At 41.4% G+C, this 16,812-nt stretch carries 7 protein-coding genes, 6 pseudogenes and 2 riboswitches; of the genes and pseudogenes, 6 read left to right on the top strand and 7 right to left on the bottom strand.

Annotated elements, in window-relative coordinates:
* Positions 1-93: 93 nt before the first annotated feature.
* From hisC to argA, 3 genes and pseudogenes are all read left to right on the top strand, one after another.
* Complete coding sequence (gene hisC, locus NYR89_RS03840) at positions 94-1,188, top strand: histidinol-phosphate transaminase (protein WP_279446411.1); 1,095 nt, start codon at positions 94-96, stop codon at positions 1,186-1,188.
* Positions 1,189-1,203: 15 nt separating this feature from the next.
* Positions 1,204-2,501 (top strand): annotated as a pseudogene (gene aroA, locus NYR89_RS03835) (3-phosphoshikimate 1-carboxyvinyltransferase).
* 144 nt (positions 2,502-2,645) lie between these two features.
* A pseudogene (argA, locus tag NYR89_RS03830) lies at positions 2,646-3,958 on the top strand (amino-acid N-acetyltransferase).
* Positions 3,959-4,043: 85 nt separating this feature from the next.
* On the opposite strand, the gene NYR89_RS03825 reads toward argA, so the two are convergent.
* Positions 4,044-4,940, bottom strand: a complete 897-nt coding sequence (locus NYR89_RS03825; protein WP_279446410.1) for a LysR family transcriptional regulator — start codon at positions 4,938-4,940, stop codon at positions 4,044-4,046.
* 141 nt (positions 4,941-5,081) lie between these two features.
* Between NYR89_RS03825 and topA the strand changes: the two genes are divergently transcribed.
* Entirely contained in the window at positions 5,082-7,691 is a 2,610-nt protein-coding gene (gene topA / locus NYR89_RS03820) for a type I DNA topoisomerase (protein WP_279446409.1), read from the top strand.
* 64 nt (positions 7,692-7,755) lie between these two features.
* Here topA and NYR89_RS03815 read toward each other — a convergent pair.
* The 6 genes and pseudogenes from NYR89_RS03815 to moaA form a co-directional block, all read right to left on the bottom strand.
* Positions 7,756-9,557 (bottom strand): annotated as a pseudogene (locus NYR89_RS03815) (tRNA(Met) cytidine acetyltransferase TmcA domain-containing protein).
* Positions 9,557-10,048 (bottom strand): rRNA maturation RNase YbeY, encoded by a 492-nt coding sequence (gene ybeY, locus NYR89_RS03810; RefSeq protein ID WP_279446408.1) that lies wholly within the window; start codon positions 10,046-10,048, stop codon positions 9,557-9,559. Before ybeY ends, NYR89_RS03815 begins: the two are co-directional and overlap by 1 nt.
* An 80-nt stretch (positions 10,049-10,128) precedes the next feature.
* Entirely contained in the window at positions 10,129-10,584 is a 456-nt protein-coding gene (gene moaE, locus NYR89_RS03805; protein WP_279446407.1) for a molybdopterin synthase catalytic subunit MoaE, read from the bottom strand.
* On the bottom strand, positions 10,585-10,830 hold the full coding sequence (moaD, locus tag NYR89_RS03800) for a molybdopterin synthase sulfur carrier subunit (RefSeq protein ID WP_279446406.1): 246 nt from the start codon (positions 10,828-10,830) through the stop codon (positions 10,585-10,587).
* A gap of 21 nt (positions 10,831-10,851) precedes the next feature.
* Positions 10,852-11,327: pseudogene (gene moaC, locus NYR89_RS03795) on the bottom strand (cyclic pyranopterin monophosphate synthase MoaC).
* A gap of 290 nt (positions 11,328-11,617) precedes the next feature.
* Positions 11,618-12,640: a GTP 3',8-cyclase MoaA gene (gene moaA, locus NYR89_RS03790; protein ID WP_279446405.1), complete on the bottom strand. Its 1,023-nt coding sequence runs from the start codon at positions 12,638-12,640 to the stop codon at positions 11,618-11,620.
* A riboswitch (molybdenum cofactor riboswitch) is annotated at positions 12,629-12,812 on the bottom strand. (Overlaps the previous gene by 12 nt.)
* A 197-nt stretch (positions 12,813-13,009) precedes the next feature.
* Between moaA and NYR89_RS03785 the strand changes: the two are divergent.
* Positions 13,010-14,129, top strand: a pseudogene (locus NYR89_RS03785) (NapC/NirT family cytochrome c).
* Between the two features lie 7 nt (positions 14,130-14,136).
* Positions 14,137-14,307, top strand: a riboswitch (molybdenum cofactor riboswitch).
* A gap of 17 nt (positions 14,308-14,324) precedes the next feature.
* Positions 14,325-16,794: pseudogene (gene torA / locus NYR89_RS03780) on the top strand (trimethylamine-N-oxide reductase TorA).
* The last annotated feature ends 18 nt before the right edge of the window (positions 16,795-16,812 follow it).

Genomic DNA, 16,812 nt, shown 5'->3' with positions numbered 1-16,812 from the left:
TCTTTCCAGTTGTAACGTATTTTTTACTGGTAAAGATTAAAATTCTCTAATACAATCCAATAACTCAATAAAAATAATGTTACAGAGGTAAACATGCAATTTATCAACATCGCCAATCAGGGCGTGAAATCTCTTTCTCCTTACCAAGCAGGCAAACCGATTGAAGAGTTAGAGCGTGAACTTGGTATCAGCAATATCATTAAATTGGCTTCTAATGAAAACCCGTTCGGGTTCCCGGAAAGTGCCAAACAAGCGATTATTAGTCAATTAAATGATCTCACTCGTTATCCGGATGCAAACGGCTTTGAATTAAAAGAAGCGATTTCAAAAAAATTCGGCGTACAAGCTAATCAAATTACCTTAGGTAACGGTTCAAATGATTTATTGGAGTTATTTGCACATACTTTTGCCAGCGAACAAGATGAAATCATCTATTCGCAATATGCCTTTATCGTATATCCGTTAGTGACTAAAGCAATTAATGCGGTGGCACGTGAAATTCCGGCAAAAAATTGGGGACATGATTTAGAGGCGTTTCTTGCGGCTATCAATGAAAAAACCAAACTAATTTTTATTGCCAATCCGAATAATCCGACTGGTAATTTCTTAACTGAAGCGGAAATTGATGCTTTCTTAGCGAAAGTACCGGCAAATGTGATTGTAGTATTAGATGAAGCATATACCGAATTTACAGAGGCTTCCGAACGTGTTGATTCATTTGGTTTATTGGCAAAATATCCGAATTTAATTGTTTCTCGTTCACTTTCAAAAGCCTATGGACTTGCCGGATTACGAATCGGTTATGCCGTATCTAACGCAGAAATTGCCGATTTACTCAACCGTGTGCGTCAGCCGTTTAACTGTAATAGCCTTGCATTGGCTTCAGCGATTGCGGTGATGAATGACGATGCTTTTGTAGAAAAAGTCGCGGAGAATAATCGCCAAGAAATGCAACGTTATGAAGCATTCTGCCAAGCACAAGGGTTGGACTATATTCCGTCCAAAGGTAACTTTATTACGATTGATTTCAAACGTCCGGCGACACCGATTTATGAAGCCTTATTACGTGAAGGTGTAATTGTTCGTCCGATTGCAGGTTATGGTATGCCGAATCATTTACGGATCAGTATCGGTTTACCGCAAGAAAATGACCGCTTGTTTGTCGCATTAGTAAAAGTATTAGGCTAATTTAAGAGAATACCGATGGAAAAAATTACATTAGCACCGATCAGCCGTGTTGAAGGCGAGATTAATTTACCCGGCTCAAAAAGCCTTTCAAATCGAGCGTTATTATTAGTCGCTTTAGCGAAAGGGACAACTAAAGTTACCAATTTATTAGATAGTGATGATATTCGTCATATGCTCAATGCGTTAAAAGCATTAGGCGTGAATTATTCATTATCGGAAGATAAGACCGTTTGTACTGTTGAAGGTATTGGCGGTGCATTTAACTGGCAAAATGGGTTATCGTTATTTTTAGGTAATGCAGGTACGGCAATGCGTCCGTTAACCGCGCGTTGTGTTTAAAAGGAGCAACTGAAGCGGAAGTGATTCTAACCGGCGAGCCTCGTATGAAAGAACGCCCGATCAAACACTTGGTTGATGCCCTTCGCCAAGCGGGTGCAAGCGTTCAATATTTGGAAAATGAAGGTTATCCGCCGGTAGCTATCCGCAATAGCGGTCTAAAAGGCGGAAAAGTACAAATTGACGGATCAATTTCTAGTCAATTTTTAACCGCTTTACTAATGGCGGCACCGCTTGCTGAAGGCAATATGGAAATTGAAATTATCGGTGAACTGGTATCAAAACCTTATATTGATATTACCTTAGCAATGATGAAAGATTTTGGGGTAAATGTTGAGAACCAAAATTATCAGACCTTTGTGGTAAAAGGTAACCAAAGCTACATTTCACCGGAGAAATATTTGGTGGAAGGCGATGCCTCATCCGCTTCTTATTTCTTAGGCGCCGGTGCGATTAAAGGTAAAGTGAAAGTGACCGGTATTGGTAAAAACTCGATCCAAGGCGACCGCTTGTTTGCCAATGTGCTAGAAGCAATGGGGGCTAAAATTACTTGGGGTGAGGATTTTATCCAAGCAGAGCAGGGCGAACTGAAAGGTGTGGATATGGATATGAATCATATTCCGGATGCCGCGATGACGATTGCGACTACCGCATTATTCGCTGAAGGAGAAACCGTGATTCGCAATATTTATAACTGGCGTGTCAAAGAAACGGATCGTCTAACGGCGATGGCGACTGAATTGCGTAAAGTAGGTGCAACAGTTGAGGAAGGCGAAGATTTTATTCGTATTCAACCTTTGCCATTAAGTCAATTCCAACACGCAGACATTGCTACTTATAATGATCACCGTATGGCGATGTGTTTCTCGTTGATTGCATTGTCCGATACACCAGTGACGATTTTAGATCCGAAATGCACGGCAAAAACCTTCCCGACCTATTTCACTGAATTTGAGAAGTTGTCGGAAAGAGTATAGCGCAATAATAAGCGGTTAAATTTGTAAAAAAATTTGCAAACTTAACCGCTTTTTTATAGGTAGATATAAATTTTAATTCAATTAAATTGCATAAATATTCATTTTGATATACATTTACCCAAAACAAAGAATAATGAGGAAGTTATGCGTAACACAGAATTAGTCCAGTGGTTTAGACAATCCACGCCTTACGTTAATATGCACAGAGAGAAAACCTTTGTGATTATGTTAGACGGTAATGCGATTGCTCATCCGAATTTTATTAATATTACCAACGATATTGGATTGCTACACAGTTTAGGCATCAAGTTAGTCATCGTATTTGGGGCTCGTTGCCAAATTGATGAGCTATTGGCAAAAAATCAGATGAGTTCTGACTATCATAATAATATTCGTATTACCGATAGCAAAACGCTGGAAGTGGTAAAGCAAGCGGTGGGTGGATTGCATTATGATATTTTTTCTCGTTTGTCGCGCGTTTGCCGAACTCGCCTGTACTGAATGTGGTTAGCGACAATGCGGTATTAGCACAGCCGCTTGGTGTGATTGATGGTGTAGATTATGGCTTAAGCGGTAAGATTCGCCGGATTAATATTGAAGGGATTCAGCAACAATTAGCACAGGATGCGATCGTGGTGATTGGTCCGATCGCACCTTCGGTCACTGGTGAAATGTTTAATTTGCCATTTGAGGAAATCGCAACACAAATTGCGATAAAACTCAAAGCAGATAAGTTAATTGGCTTTTGTGATCAACAAGGGATCTTGGATCAAAGCGGTAATGTGTTATCAGATCTTCATCCTCGTGAGGCAAAACGTTATTTAACACAATTTATTGAATCCGGGCAATACCACAATTCCGTCGCACGCTTTTTACAGGCGACCATTGAAGCTTGCCATGCCGGCATTAAACGTTCGCATTTGCTGAGTTATAAAGAAGACGGCTCATTACTTCAAGAGTTGTTCTCTCGTGACGGTATCGGTACGCAGTTATCGGAAGAGAGTTCGGAAAATATTCGTTTGGCTACTTCGTTTGATATTCCCGGTTTATTAAATCTGATTCGACCGCTTGAAGAGCAGGGTATTTTAGTAAAACGTTCACGTGAACAGCTGGAAATGGAGATTAGTCATTATACGATTATTGAACGTGACGGTATTGTGATTGCCTGTGCGGCACTGAATCATTATCCGGAAGAAAAAATGGCGGAAATGGCGTGTGTGGCGGTGCATCCTGATTATCGAGATTCATCACGAGGCGATGTGTTATTGGAAGCGATTAAACGTAGAGCTTATAAATTACAGATCGAGAAATTATTTGTATTAACCACTCGCACAACACAATGGTTCCAAGAACGTGGCTTTGTGATATCCGGTACGGAAGATTTACCGAAAGAGAAACGGGAACATTACAATTATCAGCGAATGTCGAAGATTTTGATTTTGGATCTTAATCCATAAGAGCTTGAATCTATCATTAATAGAAGGTGCGAGAGTTTTCTCTCGTACCCTTCCTGTTTTATCAAAAATAAAATTTGACCGCTGATTACTTGATTAAATATTGTTGTTTTTCTTGCATAAGTTTGCTCAAAAACTCAATCAATACTTTTACTTTAGGCGATAAATAGCGGCGATGCGGATACAGAACGCTAATATCTATCGAATGTTGTGTATATTGAGGCAAAATTTCAACTAACTTACCGGCACTCATTTCTTCTTTGGCTAAAAAGAGCGGTAAATTGACGATGCCTTGTCCGGCTTTCGTCATTTGTAATAACGCATAACCGTTATTGGTAATGACGTGGGCATTTGGCTTCAACTTTATCTTTTGATCGCCCTCCATAAATTGCCATTGCTGATGATTTTCATACAGTAGGCAAGTATGTTGACTGAGTTGGTCGAGGTTTTCAGGCGTACCGTGTTTAGCTAAATAATCCGGTGATGCAAGCATAACCAGTTCGGATTGTGCAATACGTTTTGCAACAATAGAACTATCCGGCAATGCACCGATACGTAAGACTAAATCATATCCTTCCGCCACTACATCAACACGGCGATCGCTAAATTCAATATTAAGCTGAATATTTGGATAAGTAGCCATAAAATTGCCTAAATAAGGTGCAACAAAACGCGAACCAAAATCCATTGGTAGAGAAATCGTGATTTTCCCTTGTAATGTTGAGGTAATATTGCTTACACTATTCTCCGCATCTTTTAACTCGTTAAGAATTGGCAGGCATCGCTGGTAATAAAGTAATCCCGCTTCTGTCGGAGTGATCTTACGAGTTGTACGGTGAAGTAATCTTACATTAAGATGTTCTTCAAGCTGAGCAATAAGTTTACTTGCCATTGCCAACGAAATTTGTTCAAGCTGAGCGGCTTGAGTGAAACTTTGTGTTTCAATCACTCGGCAAAAAAGATTAATTGCGTTGAGTTTGTCCATAATTTCTTTCTCTAGATATTGTCTTTTATTACTAGGCTTGCTATTGTCGACATATTTTGGGTCAATTAGTATCAAATATCAACCAGAAAGAAATAAACTATAATATATTTCTTGAATTATTTACATTTTAGGTAGTTATTAATGGGAAAATCATTGGTTATTGTGGAGTCGCCGGCGAAAGCTAAGACAATCAATAAATATCTAGGTAGCGATTATGTTGTTAAATCGAGTGTCGGTCATATTCGTGATTTACCTAAAAGCGGTAGTGAAAGCGAAAAAAACGAGAAAGCCAAACCGATTTCCACCAAAGGCATGACTGCGGAACAAAAAGCAAAACTAAAAGCAGAAAAAGATCGTGCCGCATTAGTCAAACGTATGGGGATCGATCCTTACCATGATTGGAAAGCGAATTATCAAGTACTACCGGATAAAGAAAAAGTTGTATCCGAATTAAAATCTTTAGCTAAAAAAGCGGATCATATTTATCTCGCAACCGACTTGGATAGAGAAGGGGAAGCGATCGCTTGGCATTTGCGAGAAGTTATCGGTGGTGATGACGATCGTTTTAGCCGAGTGGTGTTCAATGAAATTACCAAAAATGCTATTCAAAAAGCGTTTGAGAAGCCGGATCATTTAAATTTAGACCGTGTAAATGCGCAACAAACACGTCGCTTTTTAGACCGTGTGGTTGGCTTTATGGTATCGCCTTTACTGTGGAAAAAAGTGGCTCGAGGCTTATCTGCAGGGCGTGTACAGTCGGTTGCGGTTAAACTTTTAGTTGAACGTGAACGAGAAATTAAAGCGTTCCAACCGGAAGAATATTGGGAGATCTTAGCCAATACGCTAGCGACTAAAGGGAAATTACCGCTAGATTTAATCGGCTATAAAGGTAAAAAATTCTCGGCAAAAAATCAAAAACAAGCAGATGAAGCGGTAAAAGCATTACAAGGTAGTGAATTTATCGTTTCGGAGATTGATAAAAAGCCGACTTCTTCGAAAGCAAGCCCGCCATTTATTACATCAACATTGCAACAAACGGCGAGTACCCGTTTGGGCTTTGGCGTGAAAAAAACCATGATGTTGGCGCGGCGCTTATATGAAGCGGGTTATATTACTTATATGCGTACCGATTCAACCAATTTAAGCCAAGACGCATTAGCGATGGCGCGTGGTTATATTGAAGAGCAATTCGGTAGCGAGTATTTACCGGCTAAACCGAATTTCTATTCAAGTAAAGAAGGTGCGCAAGAAGCGCATGAAGCGATTCGTCCGTCAGACGTGAACGTAAAAATGTCTGATTTAAAAGGTATGGAAAAAGATGCCGAGCGTCTGTACGACCTTATCTGGCGTCGTTTCTTAGCTTGCCAGATGACACCGGCTCGTTATGATTCAACCAGTCTTACCGTAACAGCAGGCGATTATGAATTAAAAGCGAAAGGACGTGTATTACGTTTTGACGGTTGGACGAAAGCATTACCGGTACAAGGCAAAACCGCTGAAGACCAAGTGTTACCGGAAGTCGCACTCAATGAAAAATTAATGTTAGAAGAAGTGCTACCTAGCCAGCACTTTACTAAACCGCCAGCACGTTTCTCTGAGGCCGCACTGGTTAAAGAATTGGAAAAACGTGGTATCGGCCGTCCGTCCACTTACGCGGCGATTATTTCAACGATTCAAGAGCGTGGTTACGTGCGTACTGAAAATCGCCGTTTCTATGCAGAAAAAATGGGTGAAATCGTCACCGATCGTTTAGATGAATCATTTAGCGATTTAATGAATTACGACTTTACCGCCAATATGGAAGAAACGCTCGACCAAATTGCGGAAGGTAATAAAAATTGGAAAGAGGCGCTCAATAATTTCTTCAAGGATTTCTCTGAGCGACTCACCAAAGCCGAATTAGACGATCTGGAAGGCGGAATGAAGCCGAATAGTCTTGTGCCAACGGAAATTGATTGTCCGACTTGCGCAAGAAAAATGGCAATTCGCACCGCTTCTACCGGTGTATTCTTAGGCTGTACCGGTTATGCGTTACCACCGAAAGAGCGTTGTAAAACCACAATGAATCTGATTCCGGAAGCGGAATTACTCAACGTGTTGGATGAAGAGTCGGAAGCAAAAGCTTTGTTAGCTCGTAAGCGTTGTCCGAAATGTGATTCGGCAATGGATAGCTATGTGATTGATCCGCAACGTAAATTACATATTTGTGGTAATAATCCGAATTGTGACGGATATGTGTTAGAACAAGGTACATTCAAAATTAAAGGCTATGATGGCCCGATTGTTGAGTGTGATAAATGCGGTGCGGATATGCACTTAAAACTTGGTCGTTTCGGTAAATATATGGGCTGTACCGCTTGCGATAATACCCGTAAGATTCTGAAAAACGGTGAAGTAGCTCCACCTCGTGAAGAGCCGACGCATTTCCCGGAACTCAAATGTGAAAAATCGGATGCGTATTTCGTATTACGTGATGGAGCAAGCGGTGTGTTTATGTCTGCACACAATTTCCCGAAATCACGTGAAACACGTGCGCCAAAAGTTGCCGAATTAGCACAATACCGTGATCGTTTACCGGAGAAATTGCAATATCTTGCCGATGCACCTCAGCAAGATCCGGAAGGGAATGAAGCGATTATTCGCTTTAGCCGTAAAGAAAAACGTCAATATGTGACCTCTGAAAAAGACGGCAAGGCGACTAAATGGATTGTCGATTACCTTAACGGTAAATGGCTAGAACGTAAAAAATAATGGGTTCGTAAATGAAAAACCACCGCAAATAAGCGGTGGTTTTTTTATAGCGATTTGCAACCAATTAGCGTGCATATTGCAAGTAGTTGGAAACTAGGCTACGCAAGTTATCCAACCATTCTTTTTTACCTTGAATACGCTCAAATTGTTGCCAGAGATTAGCTAACACACCATGATTGCGAGGATCTTTCCAGTAAAGGCGTGTTAGGCTGACATAACTTGTCGCCAGCGAACGCGCGCTAATGCAAACCCTTCTATATTACGCCAATCTTGTTCGTTCATTTGCAGTTGCACAAGCGGTCGAATTAGCAAAATATTTTGCAATTCTGCATAAAACGGCTGTAGTGCCAAATCTCGCTCAAATTGGGCGGTAGCTTGTTGTACAAATCGCTGACCTTGCTCCGAAATCGGGTAGAGCATCATCGCACTGTGATAGCCGCTACTGGCTTCTTTAGTCGGGGTAATTTGCACTAACTGAAAACCGCATTGTTGCCAAAAACTCAACAGATGTTCCGTTAGCCCAAAGCTGACCGAAACATAGTCTACAAGCGGTAGATTTTGCTGAATTTTTTGCAAAATAAAGTCAGAAATTAACCGCTTGCCAATCCCTTGCTGTTGCAATTCAGGTTGTACCGCAATACGTGAGATTCGTATCGAACGTAGCTGACAGGCTTCGAGTAAGTTGCCTTGGAAGCAAAGATATTGTGCGACTAAATTGCCTTGAGGACGGCGTTCCCCTCGCCAAATCGCTTCAGCTAACTCAGACACTAAACCACCTTCAGGTACAGCCCAAATGCCGCCGACTAAACGCTGATGCTCGGAGAAAGAATGTAGTAACTGATCTTGTGCATCAAATAATCGGCGTAAATCGCTCGGTGTCGTTTTGTAATGCGCTTCCGCCAGTAAATGATAAAATTCAGCATATTGATTGGTTTCGCTTGGTGGCGACATAATCAATAATTCATCAATAAATTGCTCCAACGGATCATTTTCATCCCAACGTAGCGGTTTGGCTAGTTGCCACTCTCGATACGGCTTGGAGAGCTGTTGGGGGAATTTCAGGCTGAAGCCTCTCCCAGTGCCTTCATAATTATGTGTGGTAGTGGTTAACACCACTTTATCGAAGTAAGCACAGAGTTGATGTAACATTGGTAACGGCAAACTTGCCGATTCATCAATAAATAACCAACTATTTGCCGCAATTTGGTTTGCCGCGATTTTTTGTAATAGATGATCGGGTGCAAAAAAAGGAATATTCTGCGCAAGAGACTTCCAAAAACTAGGTAAGACCGAGTGACTTCTTGCAGTAATCAGTACCGATTCCGTTTGGGCTAACTGCTGGGCTAATTTCCCGGCGAGGGTTGATTTGCCTCGTCCGCGAGGTGCGGTGATCAAATGAATAGCGGAGGTATCAAGCGGTAATTTTTCAAAGATTTCTTGTTGCTGTGGTGTAAGAGGTTCTGTGACTGAACTTTGATTTTGTGATGTTGGCAAACTAAAATCCGTTTCTTCCAATGTTTGAAAGTGAAAGCCGAATTTTTGTGCCAATACTTTAAAGTAGCGATAGAAATTCGGTGTAGCAATCGCCTTACCACTATTCCAACGTTGCGAGTCAAAATCAAGTTGTTGTTCCAGTGAATCCCAATTCGGGCAAATGAGATAGAGCGTGCCTTGTGCCTGAATCGTACCGGCAATAATCGCTAAGGCATCTAAGTTAAGACATACACCGTCTTCGGCGCGCATATCATAAATGGCATAGGGGTGTTCTTGCCCCAAATATTGTTTAGCTTGGGAGATATTGCCACTATGAATAACAATGCCCCCGTCAAGCGGAGGCATTTCAGCTAAAATCACCAGTTTACGCATTATTCTTCAATCACTTTTTCTGATATATACGGATCTTCAAAACCTAAACTTTGCATAATCTCGGTTTCTAAGCCTTCCATTTCTTCCGCTTCCGCATCTTCAATATGGTCGTAACCGAGTAAGTGTAACGTGCCGTGAATCGCTAAGTGCGCCCAATGTGATTCTAAGGCGATTTGTTGCTCTTGCGCTTCTTGTTCCACTACTTGACGGCAAATAATCAAATCACCTAATAGTGGTAATTCAATGCCTTCCGGTACTTCAAACGGAAATGAAAGCACATTGGTCGGTTTGTCTTTACCACGATAAGTTAAGTTTAATTCGTGGCTTTCCGCTTCATCCACGATACGAATCGTGATTTCCGTTTCAGGAAAATCTTCAGTTTGTGCCTCGTGTGATAACGCACGTTGTACCCATTGGGTAAATTGGTCTAAAGACGGCAGATTTTCGTTGTTTTCAGTAGCGATTTGTAAATCAATAATTGGTGTTGTCATAAATTCTCAATATATAAAAAACGGAATGTTGTCAGATATTATAAACCTTCCGACACATTCCGTGAATCTAAGGGCGTGATTTATTGCCATTTATCCGCTTCAAGTTGGTCGCTTTCTCTGCCTTCTATCCAGCGATCGCCGTCTTGTGTGGTTTCACGTTTCCAAAACGGCGCACGGGTTTTAAGGTAATCCATGATAAATTCGTTAGAATGATAAGCATCGCCTCGGTGAGCGGAACTTACCCCAACCAACACAATTTCATCACCAGTATGAAGTTGCCCAATACGATGAATCACTGCCACACGTTGTAAATCCCAACGGCTACGTGCCTCATCTACAATTTCTTGGAGTGCTTTTTTGGTCATTGCAGGGTAATGTTCCAAATATAAACCGGATACATTATCGCCTAAATTCATTTCTCGTACTTTGCCGACAAAAAGCGTGGTTGCTCCCACGCTATGCTGTTCGCTTAGCCAGTGGTAAATCGCATTTTGATCAAACGTTTCTTGTTGAACTTTGATTAACGTAGCGTGCATTTAGCCTCCTGTTACCGGTGGGAAGAATGCTACTTCATCGCCGTCTTTGATTGTGCTTTCCAACGGGGAAATACTTTGGTTGATTGCTACCAATAATTTGCCTTTTTCTAACGCTAATTGCCATTTTTTACCTTGTTGGCTTAAATGTTCACGTAGCTGTTCGGCAGTTTCAAACTCAGCAGGAACGGTTAAAGCATCCACGCCAACCAATTCGCGTACCTGTGCAAAAAATAAAACGTTAATCATATTTATCCCTAAATTTAATTCCTATTCCGCATTAAATTCGCCCGATTTACCGCCACTTTTGTGTAGTAAACGAACATTTTCGATCACCATATCTTTTTGTACCGCTTTGCACATATCGTAAATGGTTAGGGCGACCACACTGGCGCGGTTAGTGCTTCCATTTCTACGCCGGTTTTACCGGTTAGTTTGCATAGTGATTCGATGCGTACTTGGTTGGTTTCCGGTAGGGCTTCAAGTTGCACTTCAACTTTTGAGAGAAGCAACGGATGGCAAAGCGGAATAAGTTCCCACGTTCTTTTTGCCGCTTGAATACCGGCAATTCGAGCGGTTGCGAATACATCGCCTTTGTGATGATTACCGGAAATGATCATTTGTAAGGTTTCGCTATTCATTGAAACGAATGCTTCGGCACGAGCCACTCGGACAGTTTCTTGTTTCATCGAAACATCAACCATATTGGCTTCGCCGTTGGTGTTTATATGGGTAAATTGATTCATAATAAGTATTTGTATTTTAATATTAATAACATTGATTCATTGCTTTTTCTGTCACTTTCTTTGCTTTATCGAAAATTTTTTTGCAAAGAACTTAACAAAAATAACCGCTTGGGTTCCCTTCTGAACCGCCTGAGCGTGTTGCAATTTGTAGGAACATTTTTCTTGAGCCGTAGGCGAATCTAAAATGTTCTGTTAAGCAAATTTCAACTAAGTGAAGAACAGCGGTGAAGTAGGGTTGCCTTTCTTTTGGTTACTTTTCTTTGGCAACGCAAAGAAAAGTAACAGAGAAACTAGCCGCCGATTGAGGCGAGATTATTCCGAACGCCACTATCGCCGATATGCAAATAGTGATGCTCCCGTTTGCCTTGTAATGCGGCTTTTAAACGTGCTTCCAGCTGTGCTTGTTGAGTATCTTCCGAGAGTAAATCTCGCAAATCGATGCCTTCCTCGCCGAATAAGCATAGGTGCAATTTACCGAGTGCTGAAACACGCAGACGGTTGCAACTGGCACAGAAGTTTTTCTCATACGGCATAATTAAGCCGATTTCGCCTTGGTAATCAGGGTGCGAAAGCACTTTTGCTGGACCGTCCGATAATGCTTTTGGCTGTAATTGCCAGCCTTCTTGTAATAAACGTTGCATTACTGATTGACCGGATAAATGTTGTGCTTTGAAAAAACTGTCCATTTCGCCGGTTTCCATTAGCTCGATAAAACGCATTTGAATCGGTTTATCTTTAATCCAAGCGAGGAATTTATCCAATTCTGGAGCCGTATATTGCTTCATTAATACCGCATTTACTTTGATTTTGCGGTAGCCGATTTCAAATGCTCTATCAATACCTTTGAGGATCGATTGTAACTTGTTTTCACCGGTGATTAACTGGAATTGGCGTGTATCTAGGCTATCTACGCTGACGTTAATATCGGTAATACCGGCTTGTTGCCATAAATCAATATCACGTTCCATACGGTAACCATTGGTGGTTAATGCCACTTTTTTAATGCCGTTCGTTTGTGAAATGGTATGAGCAATTTCTAAAAAATCTTTACGTAAAGTCGGTTCACCACCGGTAATACGCACTTTTTCCGTACCGAGATCGGCAAAGGTACGTACAACACGCTGAATTTCGGATACGCTCAAAAATTTCTGCTTATGGAAAGGCGGTTTATAGCCGTCCGGCAGACAATAATTACAGCGAAAATTGCAGACATCGGTCACAGATAAACGTAAATACACATATTGTCGTTCAAAACGATCAATAAGCTGAGAAACATTATCCGCACCAACGTTTTTAATTGGAATGGATTGCATTGGACACCTTTCTAAACACGAGAGGAACAACAATTTCTTGAAATTCCCTTGAATTAGCGACGCTAATTACAGGCATTGCAACCATATTCTTATCATAAAGCGGTCAAATTTGATGAGAAATTTGAAAATCGTTTAAGAAGTTAGGTTAACAAGCTCGGAGTCTATTGATAAATATAGCCTCATTGTAGAGGTCGGAGAGGTTTTTCGCAATAGTTAGAAAGAAGTATAAAGTGGATATCGCTGAATTTGCATACAAACTTGACAAAGTTTGATTTGAAGCAAATTAATCATTCTGAGGTATGATAATCTTCTTTCTACTTCTAAATGAGTATTTTTTTATTTTATTATTGATTTGAGTGTGGGGGCAAAATGTCTAAATTTAAGTTATCACTCGTAAGCGGAGTGGTATGTGTTGTGTTAGGTCTTTGCGGCACTATTTGGTGTTCAATCTGTGATGAAGGCGACTAGCTCTACGGAGTTTTGTGTCAGTTGTCACTCGATGAGCCATCCTCAAGCAGAATGGGAAGGTAGTGTGCATTTTTCTAACCGTAAAGGGATTCGTGCCGAATGTTCCGATTGCCATGTGCCACAAGACGGTCTGCATTATGTGAAAGCGAAATTTGTTGCCTTGAAGGACGTATGGCATACCTTTGTAACCAATAAATTACCAGACCAAGAAGCCTATGAAAAACATCGTTTAGACATGGCACAACGTGTTTGGGCAGAAATGAAAGAAACCGACTCGGCAACTTGCCGTAGTCGCCATAGCTTTGATGCGATGATCATCAGTGAACAAAAAGAAGCAGCGCAAAAAATGCATAAGTTAGCGCAAGAGACCAATCAAACCTGTATTGATTGCCATAAAGGTATTGCACACTTTATGCCGGAAATGCAAGTAGATAACAGTGCGGCATTAGGTGAATTAACCAAACACGCCGGACAATTTAGTGCGGGTGACAAAACATTATATAACTTAGCGATGGAGCCGGCACAGGTGGCACAAGGCGGAGAAATTCGTTTATTACCGTTTGCGGAGTTGTCACAATGGAAAGAATCCGGTGATAAAGTGTCAGGTGCAATTAAAGGTTGGCGACAAGTGGGGGCGGAAAGCATCATTTATATGGGGCTAGGTCAACGTATTATGGTGGGCTTAGTGGCAGATGAAGCGAAAGATAAATTAACCGTTCATCAGACTGTACATGACGATGTAACCAATTCAGACTGGAAAGAAGTGAGCGCTGAAGTGTCATTACCAAAAACAGCGTTAACAGCCGATATTCAAGCACTTAACTATTTTGGCGATAATTTGAATCAAACCCATTGTAGCGGTTGCCATGCACCGATTGGTGCAGAACATTATACGGCAAACCAATGGATTGGTGTTGTAAATTCAATGAAAGACCGTACTTCAATGACCGCAGATGATGTGCGTGCGGTTACTATCTATCTACAACGTAACGCAAAAGATGTTGCGGGTAGTTCACACTAATTTTATTTAACTTACAGGATACCGAGCTTGTATGCCTAAGTCGCTGATAAGGGATACAAGCCTGTGACAAGCGGTCAAAATTCACAAAATTTTTGCAAAATCAGACCGCTTACCACACCGGATAGTAAAGAAATGCGCTATCCCCTCGTGTTTAGAAAGGTGTCAATTTAACTTAACTTTCAGAGGGTTATGCAGATGAAAACTCAAGAAAAAATTAATGCAAGTCGCCGTGGTTTTATTAAAAACACTTCTCTCGGTCTTGCTGGGACATCTTTGGCGGGCGGTGGTGTAAATGCCTTAATTTCAACGGAAGCGGCGGCAGAAATGCAAACCGTGATGACAGCGGCACACTGGGGGGCATTAGGTGTTGTCGTTGAAAACGGTAAAGTGGTTAAATCCGGCCCGGCGATGCCTTCGTCAATCGAGAATGAACTACAAACGGTTGTGCCTGATCAAGTGCACGGTGAAACTCGAGTTAAATATCCGATGGTACGTAAAGGTTACTTAGAAGGTAATAAAGATACGACTTTACGTGGTCGTGATGAGTGGGTACGTGTTTCTTGGGATAAAGCGTTTGAATTAGTTGCAAACGAAATGAAACGTGTGCGTGACGCACATGGCCCAAGCGCAATTTTCGGTGGTTCTTACGGTTGGTATAGCTCAGGTTCATTACATGCAAGCACGTACGTTATTACAGCGTTATCTAAACATTACCGGCGGTTTTGTCGGCGTGAAAGGTGACTATTCAACCGGTGCGGCACAAGTGATTATGCCGCACGTATTAGGTACGATCGAAGTATATGAACAGCAAACCAGCTGGGACGTTGTATTAGAAAATACAGATACTATTGTTCTTTGGTCTGCAAATCCATTAAATACGTTACGTCTTGCTTGGACTTCAACCGATCAACAAGGTTTGGAATACTTCAAGAAATTCAAAGAAAGCGGCAAACGTATTATCTGTATTGACCCGGTAAGAAGCGAAAGTTGCGAATATTTAGGTGCAGAGTGGATTCCGGTTCATACAGGTTCTGATGTGGCATTAATGCTAGGTATGGCACATACTTTAGTTGCCGAGGATAAACACGATAAAGAATTCCTCAAAAAATACACTAAAGGCTACGAACAATTTGAGAAATACCTATTAGGTACGGAAGATAAACAGCCGAAAGATGCACAATGGGCAAGTAAAATCTGTGGCGTACCGGCAGAAACCATCAAAAAACTGGCATTAGAGTTACAAAGTAAACGTACGATGTTAATGGCAGGTTGGGGTATTCAACGTCAACGCCATGGTGAGCAAGGTCATTGGATGTTAGTGACATTAGCCGCAATGTTAGGTCAAATCGGTTTACCGGGTGGCGGTTTTGGTTTTAGCTACCACTATTCAAACGGTGGTGCGCCGACTGCAACCGGTGGTATTTTAGGATCAATTTCTGCAAATCCGTCTACGGAAGCGGGCGCAAAAACTTGGTTGGATGAAACTTCTAAATTCTCTTTCCCGCTTGCTCGCATTTCCGATGCGTTATTAAATCCGGGTAAAACAATTGACTATAACGGCACGAAAGTGACTTACCCGGATATTAAAGTGATTTGGTGGTCAGGCGGTAACCCGTTTACCCATCACCAAGACACCAATACCTTAGTGAAAGCGTGGCAAAAACCGGACAGCGTATTTGTTACTGAATGTCACTGGACACCAACCGCACGTATGGCGGATATTGTTTTACCGGCAACTACAAGTTATGAACGTAATGACTTAACCATGTCGGGCGATTATTCAATGATGAATATTTTCCCTATGAAACAAGTTGTTCCGCCACAATTTGAAGCGAAAAACGATTACGATATTTTCGCAGAGCTTTCAAAACGTGCAGGTAAAGAACAAGAATTTACCGAAGGTAAATCAGAAATGGATTGGTTAAAAGGTTTCTATCAAACTGCATTTGATGCGGCACGTAAAAACCGTGTATTAATGCCTAAATTTGAACAGTTCTGGGCGGATAACAAGCCGATTACCTTTAAAGCGACTGAAAAAGCGAAAAAATGGGTACGTTATGAAGAATTCCGTAACGATCCGTTACTCAATCCATTAGGTACACCATCAGGCAAAATTGAAATTTTCTCTGATGTAGTGGCGAAAATGAATTACGATGATTGTAAAGGTCACCCAACTTGGATGGAACACGAAGAGTTCGCCGGTAATGCAACTGCAGAAGCACCGCTTGCCTTAGTCACCCCACACTCAAAATATCGTTTACATAGTCAATTAGCTTATAGCTCATTACGTAAACTTTATGCAGTAAATGATCGTGAGCCGGTATTAATTCATACCGAAGATGCGACTCGTGGTATTGCAAACGGTGACATCGTGCGTATTTTCAACAAACGTGGTCAAGTGTTAGCCGGTGCGGTGGTAACAGATGGTATTATTAAAGGCACGATCGCATTACATGAAGGGGCTTGGTATGATCCGATGGATCTCGGTAAATCAGAACAACCGCTTTGTAAAAACGGTAACCCGAATGTGTTGACTCGTGATGAAGGTACATCAAAATTAGCACAAGGTAACTCACCGAATACCGCAACGGTACAAGTAGAGAAATTTACTGGCGTTGCACCGGAAGTCACCGTATTTAAAGAACCGAAATATACTCAAGCATAGTATTTTAAACTGGTAAAA

The sequence above is a fragment of the Actinobacillus arthritidis genome, from assembly GCF_029774155.1.
In the GTDB taxonomy this organism is placed as follows: Bacteria; Pseudomonadota; Gammaproteobacteria; order Enterobacterales; family Pasteurellaceae; genus Actinobacillus; species Actinobacillus arthritidis.
This window is presented reverse-complemented; position numbering and strand designations above follow the sequence as displayed.

Coding starts and splice junctions, on each gene's coding strand:
- hisC (WP_279446411.1), top strand. CDS start 94: ATGCAATTTATCAACATCGCCAATCAGGGCGTGAAATCTCTTTCTCCT.
- NYR89_RS03825 (WP_279446410.1), bottom strand. CDS start 4,940: ATGGACAAACTCAACGCAATTAATCTTTTTTGCCGAGTGATTGAAACA.
- topA (WP_279446409.1), top strand. CDS start 5,082: ATGGGAAAATCATTGGTTATTGTGGAGTCGCCGGCGAAAGCTAAGACA.
- ybeY (WP_279446408.1), bottom strand. CDS start 10,048: ATGACAACACCAATTATTGATTTACAAATCGCTACTGAAAACAACGAA.
- moaE (WP_279446407.1), bottom strand. CDS start 10,584: ATGCACGCTACGTTAATCAAAGTTCAACAAGAAACGTTTGATCAAAAT.
- moaD (WP_279446406.1), bottom strand. CDS start 10,830: ATGATTAACGTTTTATTTTTTGCACAGGTACGCGAATTGGTTGGCGTG.
- moaA (WP_279446405.1), bottom strand. CDS start 12,640: ATGCAATCCATTCCAATTAAAAACGTTGGTGCGGATAATGTTTCTCAG.